This is a genomic window from Sulfitobacter sp. HI0040 (assembly GCF_001634885.1).
Taxonomy (GTDB): Bacteria; Pseudomonadota; Alphaproteobacteria; order Rhodobacterales; family Rhodobacteraceae; genus Sulfitobacter.
This window is the reverse complement of record NZ_LWEX01000035.1, coordinates 17,581-34,507: the sequence shown is the minus strand read 5'-3', so window position 1 is coordinate 34,507 and position 16,927 is coordinate 17,581. Positions and strand designations below refer to the sequence as shown.

Annotated in this window: 21 protein-coding genes; 11 read left to right on the top strand and 10 right to left on the bottom strand. The window is 64.1% G+C overall.

The window, feature by feature from the left end:
• Positions 1-146: 146 nt before the first annotated feature.
• The gene (locus A3728_RS03715) at positions 147-647 is read right to left on the bottom strand and encodes a YbjN domain-containing protein (RefSeq protein ID WP_067920381.1); all 501 of its coding nucleotides are present in this window, start codon (positions 645-647) and stop codon (positions 147-149) included.
• A gap of 258 nt (positions 648-905) precedes the next feature.
• Positions 906-1,166: an accessory factor UbiK family protein gene (locus A3728_RS03710; RefSeq protein WP_067920387.1), complete on the bottom strand. Its 261-nt coding sequence runs from the start codon at positions 1,164-1,166 to the stop codon at positions 906-908.
• Between the two features lie 93 nt (positions 1,167-1,259).
• Between A3728_RS03710 and lgt the strand changes: the two genes are divergently transcribed.
• The 5 genes from lgt (at position 1,260) to A3728_RS03690 (ending at position 5,505) form a co-directional block, all read left to right on the top strand.
• Positions 1,260-2,144, top strand: coding sequence for a prolipoprotein diacylglyceryl transferase (gene lgt, locus A3728_RS03705; RefSeq protein ID WP_067920379.1), 885 nt, complete (start codon positions 1,260-1,262; stop codon positions 2,142-2,144).
• A complete protein-coding gene (locus tag A3728_RS03700; RefSeq protein ID WP_067920377.1) occupies positions 2,141-3,211 on the top strand; it encodes a class I SAM-dependent methyltransferase in 1,071 nt (356 codons plus the stop codon). The genes lgt and A3728_RS03700 overlap by 4 nt, the downstream gene beginning before the upstream one ends.
• The gene (gene pgeF, locus A3728_RS03695) at positions 3,208-3,963 is read left to right on the top strand and encodes a peptidoglycan editing factor PgeF (RefSeq protein ID WP_067920375.1); all 756 of its coding nucleotides are present in this window, start codon (positions 3,208-3,210) and stop codon (positions 3,961-3,963) included. The genes A3728_RS03700 and pgeF overlap by 4 nt, the downstream gene beginning before the upstream one ends.
• A 293-nt stretch (positions 3,964-4,256) precedes the next feature.
• Positions 4,257-4,406: a hypothetical protein gene (locus tag A3728_RS23385; RefSeq protein ID WP_201722100.1), complete on the top strand. Its 150-nt coding sequence runs from the start codon at positions 4,257-4,259 to the stop codon at positions 4,404-4,406.
• A gap of 388 nt (positions 4,407-4,794) precedes the next feature.
• On the top strand, positions 4,795-5,505 hold the full coding sequence (locus tag A3728_RS03690) for a Hint domain-containing protein (protein ID WP_082850863.1): 711 nt from the start codon (positions 4,795-4,797) through the stop codon (positions 5,503-5,505).
• A gap of 18 nt (positions 5,506-5,523) precedes the next feature.
• Here A3728_RS03690 and A3728_RS03685 read toward each other — a convergent pair whose 3' ends face one another.
• On the bottom strand, positions 5,524-6,024 hold the full coding sequence (locus A3728_RS03685) for an Lrp/AsnC family transcriptional regulator (RefSeq protein WP_067920373.1): 501 nt from the start codon (positions 6,022-6,024) through the stop codon (positions 5,524-5,526).
• A gap of 182 nt (positions 6,025-6,206) precedes the next feature.
• Here A3728_RS03685 and trxB point away from each other — a divergent pair, with 182 nt between their 5' ends.
• Both trxB and A3728_RS03675 read left to right on the top strand, forming a co-directional pair.
• Complete coding sequence (gene trxB, locus A3728_RS03680; RefSeq protein ID WP_067920371.1) at positions 6,207-7,211, top strand: thioredoxin-disulfide reductase; 1,005 nt, start codon at positions 6,207-6,209, stop codon at positions 7,209-7,211.
• A 199-nt stretch (positions 7,212-7,410) separates the two neighbouring features.
• The gene (locus tag A3728_RS03675; RefSeq protein WP_067920369.1) at positions 7,411-9,126 is read left to right on the top strand and encodes a bifunctional sulfate adenylyltransferase/adenylylsulfate kinase; all 1,716 of its coding nucleotides are present in this window, start codon (positions 7,411-7,413) and stop codon (positions 9,124-9,126) included.
• 11 nt (positions 9,127-9,137) lie between these two features.
• On the opposite strand, the gene A3728_RS03670 is transcribed toward A3728_RS03675, so the two are convergent.
• The 4 genes from A3728_RS03670 to A3728_RS03655 form a co-directional block, all read right to left on the bottom strand.
• Positions 9,138-10,001 carry a glycosyltransferase family 10 domain-containing protein gene (locus A3728_RS03670; RefSeq protein WP_067920366.1) on the bottom strand — a complete coding sequence of 288 codons (864 nt, stop codon included), beginning with the start codon at positions 9,999-10,001 and terminating at the stop codon, positions 9,138-9,140.
• Positions 9,998-10,888, bottom strand: coding sequence for a PhzF family phenazine biosynthesis protein (locus tag A3728_RS03665; RefSeq protein ID WP_067920364.1), 891 nt, complete (start codon positions 10,886-10,888; stop codon positions 9,998-10,000). Before A3728_RS03665 ends, A3728_RS03670 begins: the two co-directional genes overlap by 4 nt.
• 68 nt (positions 10,889-10,956) lie before the next feature.
• Positions 10,957-11,175 carry a DUF1150 family protein gene (locus tag A3728_RS03660; RefSeq protein ID WP_067920363.1) on the bottom strand — a complete coding sequence of 73 codons (219 nt, stop codon included), beginning with the start codon at positions 11,173-11,175 and terminating at the stop codon, positions 10,957-10,959.
• A 4-nt stretch (positions 11,176-11,179) separates the two neighbouring features.
• Positions 11,180-11,593 (bottom strand): Hsp20 family protein, encoded by a 414-nt coding sequence (locus A3728_RS03655; RefSeq protein WP_067920362.1) that lies wholly within the window; start codon positions 11,591-11,593, stop codon positions 11,180-11,182.
• 165 nt (positions 11,594-11,758) lie between these two features.
• Between A3728_RS03655 and A3728_RS03650 the strand changes: the two genes are divergently transcribed.
• From A3728_RS03650 to A3728_RS03640, 3 genes are all read left to right on the top strand, one after another.
• Positions 11,759-11,983 (top strand): YdcH family protein, encoded by a 225-nt coding sequence (locus A3728_RS03650; RefSeq protein ID WP_067920361.1) that lies wholly within the window; start codon positions 11,759-11,761, stop codon positions 11,981-11,983.
• 80 nt (positions 11,984-12,063) lie between these two features.
• Positions 12,064-12,552: a 5-(carboxyamino)imidazole ribonucleotide mutase gene (gene purE / locus A3728_RS03645; protein WP_067920359.1), complete on the top strand. Its 489-nt coding sequence runs from the start codon at positions 12,064-12,066 to the stop codon at positions 12,550-12,552.
• Entirely contained in the window at positions 12,545-13,618 is a 1,074-nt protein-coding gene (locus tag A3728_RS03640; protein WP_067920357.1) for a 5-(carboxyamino)imidazole ribonucleotide synthase, read from the top strand. Before purE ends, A3728_RS03640 begins: the two co-directional genes overlap by 8 nt.
• Before the next feature lie 12 nt (positions 13,619-13,630).
• On the opposite strand, the gene A3728_RS03635 is transcribed toward A3728_RS03640, so the two are convergent.
• Positions 13,631-14,773, bottom strand: a complete 1,143-nt coding sequence (locus A3728_RS03635; protein WP_067920355.1) for an alpha-D-ribose 1-methylphosphonate 5-triphosphate diphosphatase — start codon at positions 14,771-14,773, stop codon at positions 13,631-13,633.
• Complete coding sequence (locus A3728_RS03630) at positions 14,760-15,551, bottom strand: alpha/beta fold hydrolase (RefSeq protein ID WP_082850942.1); 792 nt, start codon at positions 15,549-15,551, stop codon at positions 14,760-14,762. The genes A3728_RS03635 and A3728_RS03630 overlap by 14 nt, the downstream gene beginning before the upstream one ends.
• 69 nt (positions 15,552-15,620) lie before the next feature.
• On the opposite strand from A3728_RS03630, the gene A3728_RS03625 reads away from it, so the two are divergent.
• Complete coding sequence (locus tag A3728_RS03625) at positions 15,621-16,100, top strand: NUDIX domain-containing protein (protein WP_067920354.1); 480 nt, start codon at positions 15,621-15,623, stop codon at positions 16,098-16,100.
• On the opposite strand, the gene A3728_RS03620 is transcribed toward A3728_RS03625, so the two are convergent.
• Positions 16,066-16,914: a DMT family transporter gene (locus A3728_RS03620; protein WP_067920352.1), complete on the bottom strand. Its 849-nt coding sequence runs from the start codon at positions 16,912-16,914 to the stop codon at positions 16,066-16,068. The genes A3728_RS03625 and A3728_RS03620 overlap by 35 nt on opposite strands.
• Between the last annotated feature and the right edge of the window lie 13 nt (positions 16,915-16,927).

Genomic DNA, 16,927 nt, shown 5'->3' with positions numbered 1-16,927 from the left:
CAGGCTGGTTGGCCGGGGGGCAGCCCCCCGGCCAACCAGCCTGCGAGCATGGCCGATCCCATCTTTCCGCAGCCCAGCAGTACGAGACCCTGTGCGGCGATCCTGTCGTCCTTCATGGTACCTCCCCCGGTTTGACCGGGGCAGTGTTACGCCCGCCCGTAGGCCTCTGCAATGGCAACCTGCAACGCTTCGCGGGGGGTGCGATCCCCCCAGACCAGCAGTTGCAGCGCGGGGTAATAGCGCTCGGCACTGACGACGGCGGCACCGATCATCGTGTCGATCTGCTCGGGCGAGGCGATCTGCCCGCCGCTGAGGACGAGCCCGTAGCGGTAGACCATGAGTTGCTGTTCGGACCAGAAAGTATAGCTGCCGGCCCAGCATTGATCGTTCATCTCGTTGAGCAAGGCATAGAGGGCGGGCAGCTTTTCGGTGGGCGGTTCCATTTCGAAGGTGCAGATCAGCCGCAGGGTTTCATCATAGGCGGACCACGCAAGGGTGATCGAATAGGTACGCCATTGCCCCTCGACCGCCATGGCGATCTGTTCGTCGGAAATACGGTCGAAGTCCCATTCATGATGGGCCGCGATATTTTCGACGATATCGATGGGGTGGATGTCTTCTTCAAGGTACTGCTCGGACAGGGCCATTTCGTCACCTCTATATATTCGACCAGCGTAGGAGCTGTCAGCCGCCCCCATCGCTAGGTGCTTTTGCTACAGGGCGTGTGACCGTGCACATGCCCTACAAGATATGGTGGGGGTAAAAGTAGGGTTCTGGCAACCCTTTTTCTGGGGATAACCACGAATGTTGGGGGATAACCGCAATAAGCTGTGGACGGAATCGTCACGACCACAACATACGGGATAGGCTTTCGGGCCAGTGCCCGGGAATTGGGCGGCAAAGGGTTAACCCTTCGCGTCGCCCTTGCCGGATTTCTCGAGCGCGTCAAGCCGCGCCTTGAGCGCGTTATTCTCTTCACGCGCTTTCTGGGCCATGGCGCGCACCGCGTCGAATTCTTCCCGCGTGACGAAGTCGCGATCGGACAGCCAGCGATCCAGCATGCTCTTGAAGGCGTTGTCGGCCTCATCCTTCGCGCCCTGCGCCACGCCCATGGCGTTGGTCATCATCTGGGACAGGTCGTCGAAAAGCTTATTGCGCGTCTGCATCGTCGTCTCCACCGTACAATTCGTTACGTATATGGGGCCTGTGGGGCGCTGTGCAAGGTTGACTTCCGCCCCGGCGCGGGGTCAATCACCGCCATGATCGCAATGCTCCCCTTCCCCGACATTTCGCCCGAAGCCTTTGCCATCGATGTCTTCGGATTCCATCTGGCCCTGCGCTGGTATGCGCTTGCTTATATCGTCGGCATCCTGATCGGCTGGCGGCTCTGTGTGCAGACGCTGAAGGCGCCGCGCCTGTGGAAAAACGATACGCCGGTGATGACGCCGGCCAAGGCCGAGGACATGCTGTTCTGGCTGATCCTCGGGGTGATCATCGGGGGGCGGCTTGGATATGTCCTGTTCTACCAGCCGCTGCATTTCCTCAACAATCCCGCCCAGATCATACAGGTCTGGGAAGGCGGCATGTCCTTTCACGGCGGTGCGCTGGGGGTGATCCTTGCGGGGCTGTTCTATACGCTGCGCCATAACATCAAGGTCATCTCGACCGGCGATCTGGTCTGCCTTGGCCTCGCGCCCGGTCTGTTCCTCGGTCGGCTGGCCAATTTCATCAACGCCGAGCTTTGGGGCCGTCCGACCGATCTGCCGTGGGGCGTGGCCTTTCCCGGCGAAGCGGCACAGTTCTGCCCTGACGTCGCCGGCATCTGCGCGCGGCATCCTTCCCAGCTTTACGAGGCGCTGCTCGAAGGGCTGCTGCTGGGCGGTCTCTTGCTCTGGATGGCATGGCGCCGGGGGGCGCTGAAATACGAAGGGCTGATCGGCGGTACGTTCCTTGCGGGATATGGGCTGGCCCGGTTCCTGGTGGAATTCGTCCGCCAGCCCGATGCGCAGTTCGTCTCTGCCGGTAATCCGCTGGGCCTTGCCTGGCATGTGGGCGGCTACGGGCTGACCATGGGCCAGATCCTCAGCCTGCCGATGATTCTTGTCGGCCTCTATCTTATCGTGCGTGCCCGCCGGCGGGGATGAGCCTGCGGGATCACATCGCGGACCTGATCGCGCGCGAGGGTCCGATGCGGCTCGATGCCTATATGGCGCTTTGCCTGATGCATCCGACGATGGGCTATTATACCACTCGTGATCCTTTTGGGGCGGAGGGCGATTTTACCACCGCTCCGGAAATCAGCCAGATGTTCGGCGAACTGCTGGGCCTCTGCCTTGCACAGACGTGGCAGGCGCAGGGCGCGCCGGAGCGGTTCACGCTGGCCGAACTGGGGCCGGGGCGCGGCACCCTGATGGCCGACGCGCTGCGCGCCGCGGGGGCGGCCCTGCCCGCCTTTGTCGAGGCGGCTGAAGTCCTGCTGATCGAAGCATCCCCGGCCATGCAGGCCCGGCAGAAAGAGACGCTGGCCGCGCATGAGACACGCCTGCGCTGGAGCGCGACGTTCGAGCCGCCAGCGGACCTGCCGCTTTTCGTTATCGCCAATGAATTTTTCGACGCACTGCCGATCCGGCAATTCGTCCGGCAGGGGGCGCATTGGCGTGAACGTCAGGTGGGCCTGAAGGAGGGCCGCCTGTCCTTCGGTCTGGGGCCAGCGGCCCCGCAGCCCGCGCTTCGCCAATGGGAGGCGGAAACGAGCGACGGCGACGTGGTGGAATACGCCCCTGCCCTTGCCCCCATTGTCGCGAAGATGGACAGCGTGATCGCCGCGCAAGGCGGGGCCTCGCTGATCATAGATTACGGCGACTGGCATTCGCTGGGCGACACGCTGCAGGCCCTGCAGGACCACGCCCATGTCGATCCGCTCGATGCGCCGGGGGCGGCGGACCTCACCGCGCATGTCGATTTCGAGGCTTTGGCGCAGGCGGTAGAGCACAGCGCCCTGACCCGTGTGACACCCCAGGGCGTGTTTCTTGAACGGCTCGGCATCACGGCCCGGGCAGAGCGGCTTGCCGCAGGAATGGACGCCGCGAGCCTTTCCGCGCATGTCGCGGCACATCGACGGTTGACGCACCCAGAAGAAATGGGAAACCTGTTCAAGATCGCAGGTCTTTACCCCAAGGCCGCTGCCCCCCCTCCGGGATTGGAGCCATGACCCTCGAAATCCTCACCTCCGATCTGCTCGCGCCACTGCGCCACGGATTTTTCACGCGCCGGGGCGGTGCGTCTTCGGGTGTATTCTCGGGGCTGAACTGTGGCACCGGCAGTTCCGATCAGACCGAGATCGTGGAGATCAACCGCGCCCGGGTGGCGCAGGCCATGGGCGTGCCGCTGTCGCATTTGCAGGGGGTCCACCAGATCCACTCCGCCGATGTGGTGACGGTGACCGAACCGCTTGCCAAGCGGCCGCGTGCCGATGCGCTGGTGACCCGGACCCCCGGCATCGCGCTCGCCGTGCTGACCGCCGACTGCCAGCCGGTGCTTTTCGCCTGCCCGGAAGAGGGCGTCATCGGCGCGGCCCACGCGGGCTGGCGCGGGGCGCTCGACGGGGTGCTTGACGCCACGATCGACGCGATGGTCGACCTTGGCGCGACCCGTTCGTGCATCCGGGCCGTCATCGGGCCGTCGATCAGCCAGCGCGCCTATGAGGTGGGACCGGAGTTCGCCGAGACGTTTCTGGATTTCGATCCTGCCCATGCCCGCTTCTTCGCCCAAGGAGAGGGGGACAGGTATCTTTTCGATCTGCCCGCCTTCGGGCTGCACAGGCTGCGCGAAGCGGGGGTGGCGCAGGCCGAGTGGACGCGGCACTGCACATATTCCGATCCGGCCCGATTCTATTCCTACCGCAGAACGACCCACGCCAAGGAAGCGGATTATGGACGACTGATCGCGGCAATCGCGCTCTGAACTGTCAAAGAGGGCCGGAATCTGGCCTCCCCTGCCCCGGTCGCGCCTCATTTTGCATCGTCAGAGCGGAAACAATGCCCATCAGGCGGCTGGATTGGTCCCGTTACCCCAAAGCTATTCTTGAAATATCAATAACTTGACTGGATTTGGGCAAAAAGGCCCCACTGCCTCCTCCGGGACCGGGAAAATTTACGAAGTTTTCGCCCCGATGCCCAAAACTGGCCGGAATGACTTTGCATATTGATCCTTGAGAGCAGGCAGAGACCAGCGGACACCGGACAGAGGAACAGGAAATGAAAACGAACACACGCTTCATCAAGGGCATTGTCGAAACAGCGGCCAAGAACGACACCGTAATGCCCTGGGCCCGTGGCAGCCGCCGCGCTGCGTTCATCGCCAAGCGCGCCGCCGAAGCCGCCGTGAAAAGCGCCAAGACTGCCTGACCGGTCAACCTCACTCCTTGCCGCCCTACTCCCCGGCGGCCCACTGGAACCCCCCGGCGCGATTCGCGTGCGGGGGGTTTTTCGTTGCGTAGTGGGCTGAAATAAGGCCGCAGATCCGCCCTGCGCGGAAACAGAGGTCGCTATAAGCGGTCTATTGCCCCCGCCACGGGGCCAAATGTGGCAGAATCTTTGACAATTTGGCGGAAACGTGGCGATTTGAGGCCATTCGATAACCAGATAAGGCTGGGCATCGTTCGATTTCGCTGCTGTCGGTGGGGGCCGGCACGGAACGGGACCTGCCCGGCCGGGAATGCGAAAACCGATGCCCTTGACTGCCACAGGACCCCGCCCCACCAGCAAGCCGACCGCCACGCCGAGAGGATTCATTATGACCGCGTCCGGCATGGACCCTACCCCCCTCTTGGGCGGCCCGGAGGCCCATCGCAGCTATGAGACCGCCGCATTTCGGTCGGACGGTTCGTTGCTCATCGGTCAGAACACGGCCCCCGCCCTGCCCCTTTTCGAATCGGCCTTCAACGCCTTCGCCCGGGGCACGGCCATTCGTACCGTGAACGGCGAAGTGGCGATCGAAGACCTTCAGCCGGGCGAAATGCTCCGCACCACGGAAGGCGATGCGGTGAAGGTGATCTGGATCGGGTCCAGCACATTCGTTCCCGCCGATACGGGCAAGCGCGTCCCGCTCATCCGGGTCATGCCGGACAGCTTCGGTCAAGAACGCCCGAATGCCTTCCTGACGCTCGGGCCGGGTGCGCGTATCCTAAAGACCCCGCATGATCTGCGCGGCGACAGCAACGGGGGTCCCATGCTCACCCCCGCGCGGCGGTTCGTCGATGGGGTGAACGTGATCGAGGTCACCCCGCCCACGCCGGTGCGCCTGTTTCATCTGTGCCTTGAGCGGCATGCGACATTCCATGCGGCCGGGCTGGCGGTGGAATCCTTTCATCCCGGCACGACGGCGCTGCGCGATCTGCCGCGCGACCTGCGGGACCGGTTCCTGTCCATGTTCCCGCAGATCAGCGAGATAGGTGATTTCGGGCCACTGGCCCATGCCCGCGCCCCGGAAACGCAGGCGGGCTGAGGAAACCGCGCGCTGACGTCAGGCGGAGGTTTTCAAACGATCCTCAAGCACGTCGAAGGGAACGCCCGGCTCGTCCTTGGCCCCACGGATCACGAGGCTCGTCTTGACGCTTTCGACATTGGGGGTGGTGAGCAACTGACCCGTCAGGAAGCTCTGGAAAGAGCTGAGGTCCGGCGCCACGCATTTCAGGATGAAATCCACCTCACCGTTGAGCATGTGGCACTCCCGCACCAGCGGCCATTCCTGGCACTTCCGCTCGAACGCGCTGAGGTCCGTTTCAGCCTGACTGGCCAAACCGACCATGGCATAGACCTGCACCTCGAACCCCAGTTCGCGCGCGTCAACGTCCGCGTGATACCCCTTGATGAAGCCCATTTCTTCCAGGGTGCGCACCCGGCGCAGGCAGGGCGGCGCGGAAATGCCCACCCGCTTTGCCAGTTCGACGTTCGTCATACGCCCGTCCGCCTGCAGTTCCGCAAGTATTTTCCGGTCTATGGGATCAAGCCGTGTGCCCGCCATTTCGCCCCCTACTTTTGCCGTTTCATATAGCACCGCCCGCGTCACGCGCAATATTGTTTCGCAGGGGCGCAAGAATCTTTCCGCCCCCTCCGCGTCCTGCCGCGGCCCTCCCGCCGGGGGTTTAACGCGGCGAGACGCGCGGCTATATCGAGCGGAACGTCATGTTTTCACCGGGGGCTCGAATGACCGAGACACGCAAGACCAAGGTACTGATCATCGGCTCCGGCCCCGCGGGCTACACCGCCGGCGTCTACGCGAGCCGCGCCATGCTGGAACCCATCCTCGTGCAGGGGATCGAACCGGGTGGCCAGTTGACCACCACGACGGAGGTCGAAAACTGGCCCGGCGACACCGAGGTTCAGGGCCCCGACCTGATGGTCCGCATGGAGGCCCACGCCAAGGCCATGGGCACCGAGATTATCGGGGATATCATCACCGATCTCGACCTGTCCTCCCGGCCCTTCCACGCCAAGGGCGACAGCGGCACCACCTATATGGCCGATGCCGTGATCCTCGCCACCGGGGCACGGGCCAAGTGGCTGGGGCTGGAATCGGAAGAGAAATTCAAGGGCTTCGGCGTGTCGGCCTGCGCCACCTGCGATGGCTTTTTCTACCGCGGGCAGGAGATCGTGGTGATCGGCGGCGGCAATACCGCCGTGGAAGAAGCGCTGTTTTTGACGAATTTCGCTTCCAAAGTCACGCTGATCCACCGCCGGGATGAGCTTCGGGCGGAAAAGATCCTGATCGATCGGCTGATGAAGAACCCCAAGATCGAACCGCTGTGGTTCCATGAGTTGGACGAGGTCTATGGCTCCCAGAACCCGCCGGGGGTCGAGGGGGTGAAGGTCAAACATACCAAGACCGGCGAAATCACCGACATCCCCTGTAAGGGCGTCTTCGTTGCCATCGGTCATGCGCCCGCCAACGAGTTGGTCAAGGACACGCTGGAAACGCACATGGGCGGCTATGTCGTCACGAAACCCGACAGCACCGAAACCTCCATCCCCGGCGTCTTCGCCGCGGGCGATCTGACGGACCATAAATACCGCCAGGCAGTGACAAGTGCCGGGATGGGCTGCATGGCCGCGCTGGAGGCCGAACGGTTCCTTGCCGAAGTAGGCGACGATTCCGGCAAGGATACGTCACTTCCGCTCGGATACGGCGCCGAGGTGAAGGAAAGCGTCTGACCTTCGCCCGGGCGGAGAAAGACGAAGTTCCTGTGTGACCGGCCCCGACGGACCAACGTGCCGCCGGGGCCGAATTCTGTGATATTCCGGTCCTTTCCGCAGAGGTTCGCACCCCACCGGGTGGACTTTGGAGCGTCCCGGGCGCTATTGCGCCACAAAAGCGGGCTTGGCCCGCGTGTCGGACCAGATTGGAAACCCCATGAGCATGTTGAGCAACCTTGCCCCGATCCCGGAACTCTATGTCTCCTACGAGAGTGCGCAAAAGCTGAAGAACGAAGCCGGCCAACTGGTCAGCCATGACCTGACGCCGCGCCAGATCTGCGATCTGGAGCTGTTGATGAACGGCGGGTTCAACCCGCTGAAAGGCTTTCTGAGCGAAGAGGATTACAACGGCGTCGTGGACAACATGCGGCTGGCGGACGGTACACTCTGGCCGATGCCGATCACGCTGGACGTTTCCGAAGACTTCGCGGCCAAGCTGGAAATCGGGCAGGACATCGCCCTGCGCGATCAGGAGGGCGTGATTCTCGGCACCATGACGGTGACCGACCGCTGGACGCCGGACAAGAAGCGCGAGGCGGAGAAGGTCTTTGGCGCGGACGACGACAAGCATCCGGCCGTCAACTACCTGCACAATCAGGCGGGCGCGGTCTATCTGGGCGGCCCGGTGACGGGCATCCAGCAGCCGGTGCATTATGATTTCAAGGCGCGGCGGGATACGCCGAACGAATTGCGTGCTTATTTTCGCAAGCTGGGCTGGCGTCGCATCGTGGCCTTCCAGACCCGCAACCCGCTGCACCGTGCGCATCAGGAACTGACGTTCCGCGCCGCGCGCGAAGCACAGGCCAACCTGCTGATCCACCCCGTTGTTGGGATGACCAAGCCCGGCGACGTGGATCATTTCACCCGCGTGCGCTGCTATGAAGCCGTGCTGGACAAATATCCTTCGGCCACCACAACCATGTCGCTGCTGAACCTTGCCATGCGCATGGCAGGCCCGCGCGAAGCGGTCTGGCACGGGCTCATCCGCAAGAACCACGGATGCACCCATTTCATCGTGGGGCGCGACCACGCCGGGCCCGGCCAGAACTCCGCCGGGGAAGATTTCTATGGCCCCTATGATGCGCAGGACCTCTTCCGCGAGCATCAGGAGGAAATGGGCATCGAAATGGTCGATTTCAAACACATGGTCTATGTGCAGGAACGCGCCCAATACGAACCCGCGGACGAGATCGAGGACCGCGACAACGTCACCATCCTCAACATCTCCGGCACGGAACTGCGCCGCCGCCTGCAGGAAGGGCTGGAGATCCCCGAGTGGTTCTCCTTTCCCGAAGTGGTCCGGGAACTGCGCCGGACCCGTCCGCCGCGCAGCCAGCAGGGATTTACCGTTTTCTTCACGGGTTTCTCGGGTTCGGGCAAATCCACGATCGCCAATGCCCTCATGGTCAAGCTGATGGAAATGGGTGGCCGGCCTGTCACGCTGCTGGATGGCGACATCGTGCGCAAGAACCTCAGCAGCGAGTTGGGCTTTTCCAAGGAGCACCGCGACCTCAACATCCGGCGCATCGGCTATGTGGCGAGCGAGATCACCAAGAATGGCGGTATCGCCATCTGCGCGCCCATCGCGCCCTATGCCACCACCCGACGCGCGGTGCGCGAAGACGTGGAGAACTTCGGTGCCTTCGTGGAAGTCCATGTGGCGACATCCATCGAGGAATGCGAACGCCGGGACCGCAAGGGTCTCTACAAGCTGGCGCGTGAAGGCAAGATCAAGGAATTCACCGGCATCTCGGACCCTTATGACGAGCCGCAAAACCCCGAACTGCGGGTGGAGACGGAAAACGTCGACGTGGACAATTGCGCCCACCAAGTGCTGCTGAAGCTCGAAAGCATGGGGTTGATCCGCGCCTGACCCGCGCCCTGCTAAAGGCTGTCGCGCAGTGCCGTGGCGGCCCGAAGCTCCAGATTGGCCCAGTGCAGCGCCGCCCCGCGGGCAGTGCGCAGCGGGCCGATGTGCCGGTCGAAGGTCGCCTTATCGGCATCCCTGATGGCCGCCAGAACCTCCGCCTCGCTATCGCATTGGATCATGCAGGCGAGATCGATGAAGTCGCCGATGTTGGGACAGCCCCAGTAGATCGGCACCGTTTCGCACAGGATGGCGTCGACCAGTTTCTCGGTGAAATAGTTCCGTTCCCGCACGTTTTCGATGATGACAGAAAACCTGTAGGGGGCCAGCCCGTCGGCCTTGCTGTCGAAGGGCGCGTAGCCCCGTCCCAGAACATCCACGTCCAGCTTTTCAGACTGGATCCGCGTCACGATATCATGCCGCAGTCGGTGGCCCACGTGGTCGCGCTTGGCCGAAGCAATCAACGACATGCGGCGCGATTTCGTCGTATCGACCCGGTCAGGCTCCGCCACCCATGTCGTGCCGAAGGGCAGCAGCACGCCATTCGGGATCGCCCCCAGAAGCGCGTCGTTGTAGCTGAAGACCCGGAAGAAGCGCCGGTGTGTCCAGCGCAGATACCGCAGATGTCGTGCGTGAATGATCGACGGTTCCACCACCATCACCGAGAGCTGCGCAGGGCTCCCCAGCCGTGGCAGGAAATGCATGTTCGTCTTGGGATAGCAGATCAGGTGATCGAAGGGCGCCATATCCGCCACCCGGCCCTGCGCCAGTCGCGGGGGACGACCCAAGGGCCAGTGCAAATCGTCGAGCGGGATTTGCGCAAGGGTCTTGCCGAACCTTGTGCCGTAGGGCGCGATGGCGATGGCCGGATCGGCTGTCATCGGTACGCGCCCTGTTCCGGCAGATGGACCTGCCCTGACATCACGATCTGACCCTTACCCGCGACGCGCACGCCGGTGATGGCATCCGGAGGGCCCAACACCTCGATCTGCGCACGTCCCGGGCGGCCCATGCCGTGGCCCTGTTCCGCGATGAATTTGGGGCCGTCCAACAGGCCCTCGGCCCAGAGATAGGCGGCCATGGCCCCGCTGGCGGAGCCGGTAAAGGGGTCTTCCGGCGGGCTCGGCGGCGCCAGCAGCAGGCGGGAATAGGTATCGCCCTCTTCCGTCCCACCCCCCAGCGTGACCCAGAAGGGTTCCATCGGCGTTTGGGTCGTGTCGCCCAGACGACCGCGAAACCGCTCCAATGCCTCTGGGTCGAGGCGGAGCGCATCGAGCGTGGTGCGATCCTTCACCACGGCGATACAAAAGGGCAGGCCGGTGGAGACGACCTGCGGCTCGCCGAGGATATCAGACGGGTCAAGCCCGCCCACGGCTGCCACGAGTTCTGCCGGTACGCGCGGGCCGAAGCTGGGGACCTGTTGCGTCATGGTGATCAGATCGCCTTCGACCTTTACCGGGACGAGCCCTGCCCCCGTTTCGAGCATCAGCGTATCGCCCGATACGAGATCCCTGTGCACAAGTGCGGCAACGGTTGCGATCGTGGGGTGACCGGCGAAAGGAATTTCACGGTCCGCCAGGAAATAACGCACCCGCAGATCAGCTTTTTCCGACGGCCCGGTAAATGTACATTCCACAAGCGAGGTTTCCCGCACAAAGGCCGTGCAGACCGCCTCCGGCAGTGCCGCACCGCCATGGACGACGGCACAGCCATTGCCGCCAAAGGGCGCATCCGCAAAGGCATCCACCCAGTCGAAATCGAGGATCATCGCCCCTCCGCTATGAAAAAGGCCGCCCGGAGGCGGCCTCTGTTCTCTTTGTCATAGCGTGCGGGGCGTCAATGCACCAGCACGGGTGCATAATCGTGCTGACGCGCCAGTTGGAACGCCAGCTTGCGGTTCCCCACGAGGGCCAACTGCTGGCCCTGCGCATCGTGGACGGCATAGAGCTGTTCCAGCCCTTCCGCCTGATCGCGCACTTCGCGCGGCAGATCCGTGACCGCGATGGTTTTCACGTAAACGGTACGGTCGTTCTGCTGGGCTTCGAATTCATGCATATTCCTAGCCTTTCCTGATCTTGATCGTCCGTACGACCGACTCGGGCTTGGCCTGAGTGAGATCGACATGCAGCAATCCGTTTTCCATCACGGCCTCTCCGACATCGACGCCATCCGCCAGAACGAAGGACCGCTGGAACTGTCTGGCGGCGATTCCGCGGTGTAGAAACACCCGGTCTCCGCTGTCGTCGACCTGACGGCCCCGTATGACCAATTGTCTATCCTCAACCGTTATGGAGAGGTCTTGTTCCGAAAATCCGGCCACGGCCAGCGTGATGCGGTAGCTCAGTTCAGAGGTTTGTTCGATGTTGAAGGGCGGATAACCTTCGTTTCCGGCCTTGGCGGTGCGTTGCAGCACACGCTCCAGTTGCTCGAACCCCAGCATATGGGGATACGACGCCAGCGTCAGTTTCGTCATGCGACACGTCCTTTTCAAGTCAAGCGACAGTCAAGTCTTTCGGCCCCGAGATCGGCAGCCGTCTGAACTGAATATGGGGTGCGGCAGGGAACCGTGCAAGGGCTATGCCATTGCGACGGTTGGGCTTATATTGACGGTTTCAGGGACAAACGGAATCACCCTTGCATGACTGCCCCCAGTGACCTGTCGATGAAGAATGACGATGTGCTGCGCGTCGAGTTGGAGGTTTTCCGGCGGGAACACCGCGACCTCGATGATGCGATCCACGCGCTCGTCGAACGCGGCACGGCCGATCCGCTCACGCTGCAGCGCCTCAAAAAGCGCAAGTTGCGGTTGAAGGACAAGATCGCCCAGATCGAAGACCGGCTGACGCCCGATATCATCGCCTGAGCGGGCGCGGCGGCGCATTGCGCCCCGGTTCGCTTTGACTATAGTGCGCGCTCTGACGTCCCACCGAAAGGTTCCGCCGCATGACCACCCCGCCCGTTGGCATCATCATGGGTTCGCAATCCGACTGGGCCACCATGCGCGAAGCGGCACTGCTGCTCGATGAACTCGGGGTTGCCTATGAAACCCGGATCGTCTCCGCCCATCGCACGCCGGACCGGCTGTGGGACTATGGGCGCGAGGCTGTCGCCCGGGGGCTGCAGGTGATCATCGCCGGCGCCGGGGGTGCCGCGCATCTGCCCGGCATGATGGCTTCGAAGACGCGGGTGCCCGTGATCGGGGTTCCGGTCCAGACCAAGGCGCTGTCGGGTGTCGATTCCCTCTATTCCATCGTGCAGATGCCGCGCGGCTATCCGGTCGCCACCATGGCGATCGGCAGCGCGGGGGCGGCCAATGCCGCGCTGATGGCGGCGGGCATCCTTGCCCTGTCGGATGAGGCGCTTGGCCAGCGGCTCGATGATTGGCGCAGGGCGCTGAGCGCCTCCATCCCTGAAAGCCCCACCGATGACTGAACCGCTGAAGACCGGCGCCGTTATCGGCATCCTCGGCGGGGGGCAGCTGGGCCGGATGCTCGCCGTCGCCGCGGCGCGACTGGGCCTGCGGGTCCATGTCTTCGAACCGGCCGAGGCGTGCCCGGCGGCCGACGTGGCCCACGCGGTGACGCAGGCCGCTTACGATGACGAAGCAGCGCTGCGCGCCTTTGCCGAGGCGGTGGACGTCGTCACCTACGAGTTCGAGAACATTCCGACCGAAGCGCTGGACGTGATCGAGCAACTTCGCCCGATCCGCCCGGGCCGGGAGGCGCTGCGCGTGTCGCAGGACCGGCTGACCGAGAAGACCTTTCTGCAGGAACTCGGCCTGCAGGTGGCGCCCTTTGCGCACGTCGATGACCTTTCCGGGCTGCGGGCCGCCCTGTCTGATATCGGCGCGCCCGCCATCCTGAAGACGCGGCGCTTCGGCTACGACGGCAAGGGCCAGTCGCGGCTGCGCAGCGAAGATGACGCCGAGAGCGCGATTGCCGACATGGCAGGCGCGCCAGCCCTGCTCGAAGGGTTCGTCGACTTCAGCCACGAGGTGTCGGTGATCGCGGCGCGGGGGCTCGACGGGCGCGTCGCCTGCTATGACCCCGGCGAGAACCTCCATCGCGAGGGCATTTTGCGCACCACCACCGTCCCCGCCCGGCTGAGCATGGTGCAGCGCACGGATGCCGTGTTGCTTGCGGGGCGGATCCTGAATGCGCTGGATTACGTGGGCGTCATGGGGGTGGAGCTTTTCGTGACCGCGCAGGGCCTCATCGTGAACGAGATCGCCCCCCGGGTGCATAACTCCGGCCATTGGACGCAGAATGGCTGCACCGTGGACCAGTTCGAACAGCATATCCGCGCCATCGCGGGCTGGCCGCTGGGCGATGGATCGCGCCATGCCGACGTGGTGATGGAGAACCTGATCGGGGAAGACATGGACCGGGTGCCGGAGCTTGCCGCCGAACCCCGCACCGCGCTGCATCTTTATGGCAAGGTCGAGGTCAAGCAGGGCCGCAAGATGGGTCACGTCAACAGGATCGTGGAAGCGGGCTGAGACACGTCGGGATCAGCGCAAAAACCGCGCGCCGACCTCACCGGCCATATAGGTGACCTTTCCTCCGGCAATCGTCGCCGCGACCCGCTTGGTTCTGGCATCAAGTACAGTAATGTCGGCACGCATCCCCGGCTTCAGAATACCGCGATCCGTCAGCCCCAGTACCCCCGCCGGCCCGGAAGAGACCAGCCCCCATGCGGTTGCGAAATCCACCGCGCCGCTTTCGGCCAGCATCAGGGCGGCCCGGCGCGGGGACGGGTAATGGTAATCCGAGGCCAGCGCATCGCATTGGCCCATCATCACCACATCGAGCGCCGAAAGATTGCCGTTGTGCGACCCGCCCCGTACCACGTTAGGGGCCCCCATCAAAACGGCGTCGCCCCCGGCATGGCCCGCTTCGGCGGCCTCCAGCGTTTCGGGGAACTCGGCGATCCCCACACCCCGCGCCCGCCACGCCGCGCGCTGGTCGGCGTCCCGGTCATCGTGGCTACCCATGGTGATGCCCCGCTCCGCCAGAATGGCGCAGAGCCGGTCGAGCGCCATGGGCACTTCGGATCGGCGCGCGTGCAGATCCTGCATGAGCTTCAGATGGCTTTCGGGGCTGCGCCCGGCCTTCAGCGCCTGCCCGGTGAGCCGTTTGGGCATGCGCCCCGCCGCCAGGCGGTCGTGCGGCAGGTGATCATTGAACACGATGTAATCCGCGCCCCATTCGGTCATCTGGTCGGGCAGGCCATCGTAGAGATCGAGCAGATTGACCTCGAACCGGAGTTGGCCCCGCAGGTCGGTGGGCAGGGTCGGGCCGGTATCGCGGATGGCGCCGAAAACCTTGGCCGCGAATTCCGGGCCGCGCAACCCGCCTTCCCAACTGACGAACTGGGCGAGAACGGCGGTGGTGATGCCATTGGCCGCAAGCTCCGCCTCGGCTGCGACGAGGCCCTCGTCAATCTGCTTCATCGCGCCCCGGCGCGGCGCCATGTGACGCTCGAAAGCATCGCCATGCAGATCCACGATGCCCGGCAGGACAAGAAAACCGGATAGATCGACGCTACGGCCCGCCCGCTCGTCGGCGATCAAACCGTCGGCGATGGACAGATCCCCCCGGTGCAGGCCTTCGGGGCTCAGCACCTCGGCCCCGATCAGATCAAGGCTGACCATCCGGCGCGTCCACCCCCGGCAGGCAGCCCCCTTCGGGGCATTGCAGCGTTTCGAGAACCGCGTCGATCCAGTTCATGCTGCGATCGAACCGCCCGTTGTTCAGAAATTCCATGGTCTGGGCGATGACGCGCGGGTTGTTCATCATGAACGTATGCGTCACCGGCAAGACGATATGATCCTTCATGCCCGCCACCTTGGTGGAGGCCACGGAAACCTTGCCGTCATCGGGGCCGGGAAGCAGCGAGGAGAAATAGGGGTTCAGCGATTGTGACCCGGCGATCACACCGAGTTCGAACGTGACCGGGGGAAGGCTGGCGGGCAAGCCCTCCGCCCCGGTGGCCATCTGCGCGCCCGCCGGACCGTTCATCCATTCGAAGGCGGCGATGTCGTCCAGTTCGTCCACCACTTCGCTGCCCTGGTTCGGCGGCGCCAGCATGACTACCCGGCCAATGCGTGACGCATCGTTTTCGGAGACCCAGTAGCGCAGAAGGATGCCGCCCATGGAATGGGTCACGAAATCGACTTTTTCGGTGCCGCAGGCATTGATCGCCGCCGGTACGGTATTGCGCGCCAGTTTCTCGACCGTCGCCTCCGTGGAAGGGTAGCCGGGGCGTTCGACCCGGTAGCCTTCGGCCTCCAAGGCCGCTTCCATCAGGGCAAAGGAAGTCTCGGTCCGCGCGAGCCCATGCAGCAGCACCACGCAATCGGCTTTTGCGACCGGCGCGACGCAGGCAGACAGCAGGAATGATCCCACCAGTAGGGCAATGCGGGTTTTCATGGGCTTCAGATAGACTGAATCGGGCGAACGTGAAATGGTCCCCCGGTGTGACCTTACGAAAGTCCGCCGATGCCCGCCGATCTGCCCGACGCCAGCGCCTGCCCCCGCCTCGCGGTGCGGGCCATCCTGATGCACGAAAACCGGGTGCTGATGGTAAACGCCTATCCCGATGGGCAAAGCCCCCTGATGTGCGCCCCCGGCGGCGGGGTCGAAGCGGGCAGTTCCCTGCCCGAAAACCTGCTGCGGGAGGTGCACGAAGAGACGGGGCTACGCATCGTCGTGGGCGCGCCCTGCCTCGTGAACGAGTTTCACGTGCCCGGCGGCAGCTTTCACCAGGTGGATGTGTACTTTCGCTGCGAACTGGCGCCGGGAACACAGGCAAACCCAGATCCGGCGTGGGAAGATACCCAGCGCATCGTGAGCGACAGGCGCTGGCTGACCGAAGCGGAACTGGCGCAAATCCCGCATAAGCCCGACAGCCTGCGGGCGGTGGCCTTCGGGCGGGACGGGACGGTCAGCTACGACCCGCTGGAACCGCTCGTCCGGTGACGGCCCAGAAGATGCCGCCCACCACCAACGCGGCCGCAGCGAGCGTGAGGACACTGGGCATCTCCCCCAAAAGCAAAGCGCCCGCGAGGATCGCGATGATCGGCACGCTGAGCTGGACAACGGCGGCGACAGATTGGTCGAGCCTTGGCAGAACACTGTACCACAGCGCATAGCCAAGCCCCGAGGTCAGCCCCCCGCAGACGATCCCCAGCCCTACGCCGATAAGGCCGAACCGAAGCCCGGTGCCGACCAGCAGCACAAGGAGGATGGGCAGGCAGAGCAGGAAATTCGCCGAAGTGGCCGCCAGCGGGTCGGACGCCGCCCGGCCCGAGATGGTATAGACCGCCCACCCCAGCCCAGCGACGATCATCAGCGCCGCGCCCACCGGGTCGGCCTGCCCGCCCGGCCCAGGCCAGAGCGCGAGCATAAGGCCCGCGAAGGCGACCCCCGCCCCTGTCAGTTGTCGCAAGGTGGGCGGCACCCCCCTCAATGCTGCATGGGCGAACATGGTGATCTGGACCACCCCGAAGAGGATCAGGGCGCCCAGCCCCGCGTCGAGGGTCATATAGGCGAGGGAAAACCCGATCATATAGGCCGCGAGGCTGAAGGCCCCCGGCAGCCGGTTGCGCCGTAACAACGGCAGCCCTCCGCCGCGCAGGCTCAGCACCATGCCAAGCACCACGGCCCCGGCCAGCACCCGTATCAGCGCAAAGGCGGCAGCATCGATATGCCCCCCGTCCACCGCCATGCGGGTCAGGATGGAATTTGCCGCGAAAGCGGTCATCGTCAGAAGAGTGAGAAGGGCAAGGCGCATGGCCTTGCGTACC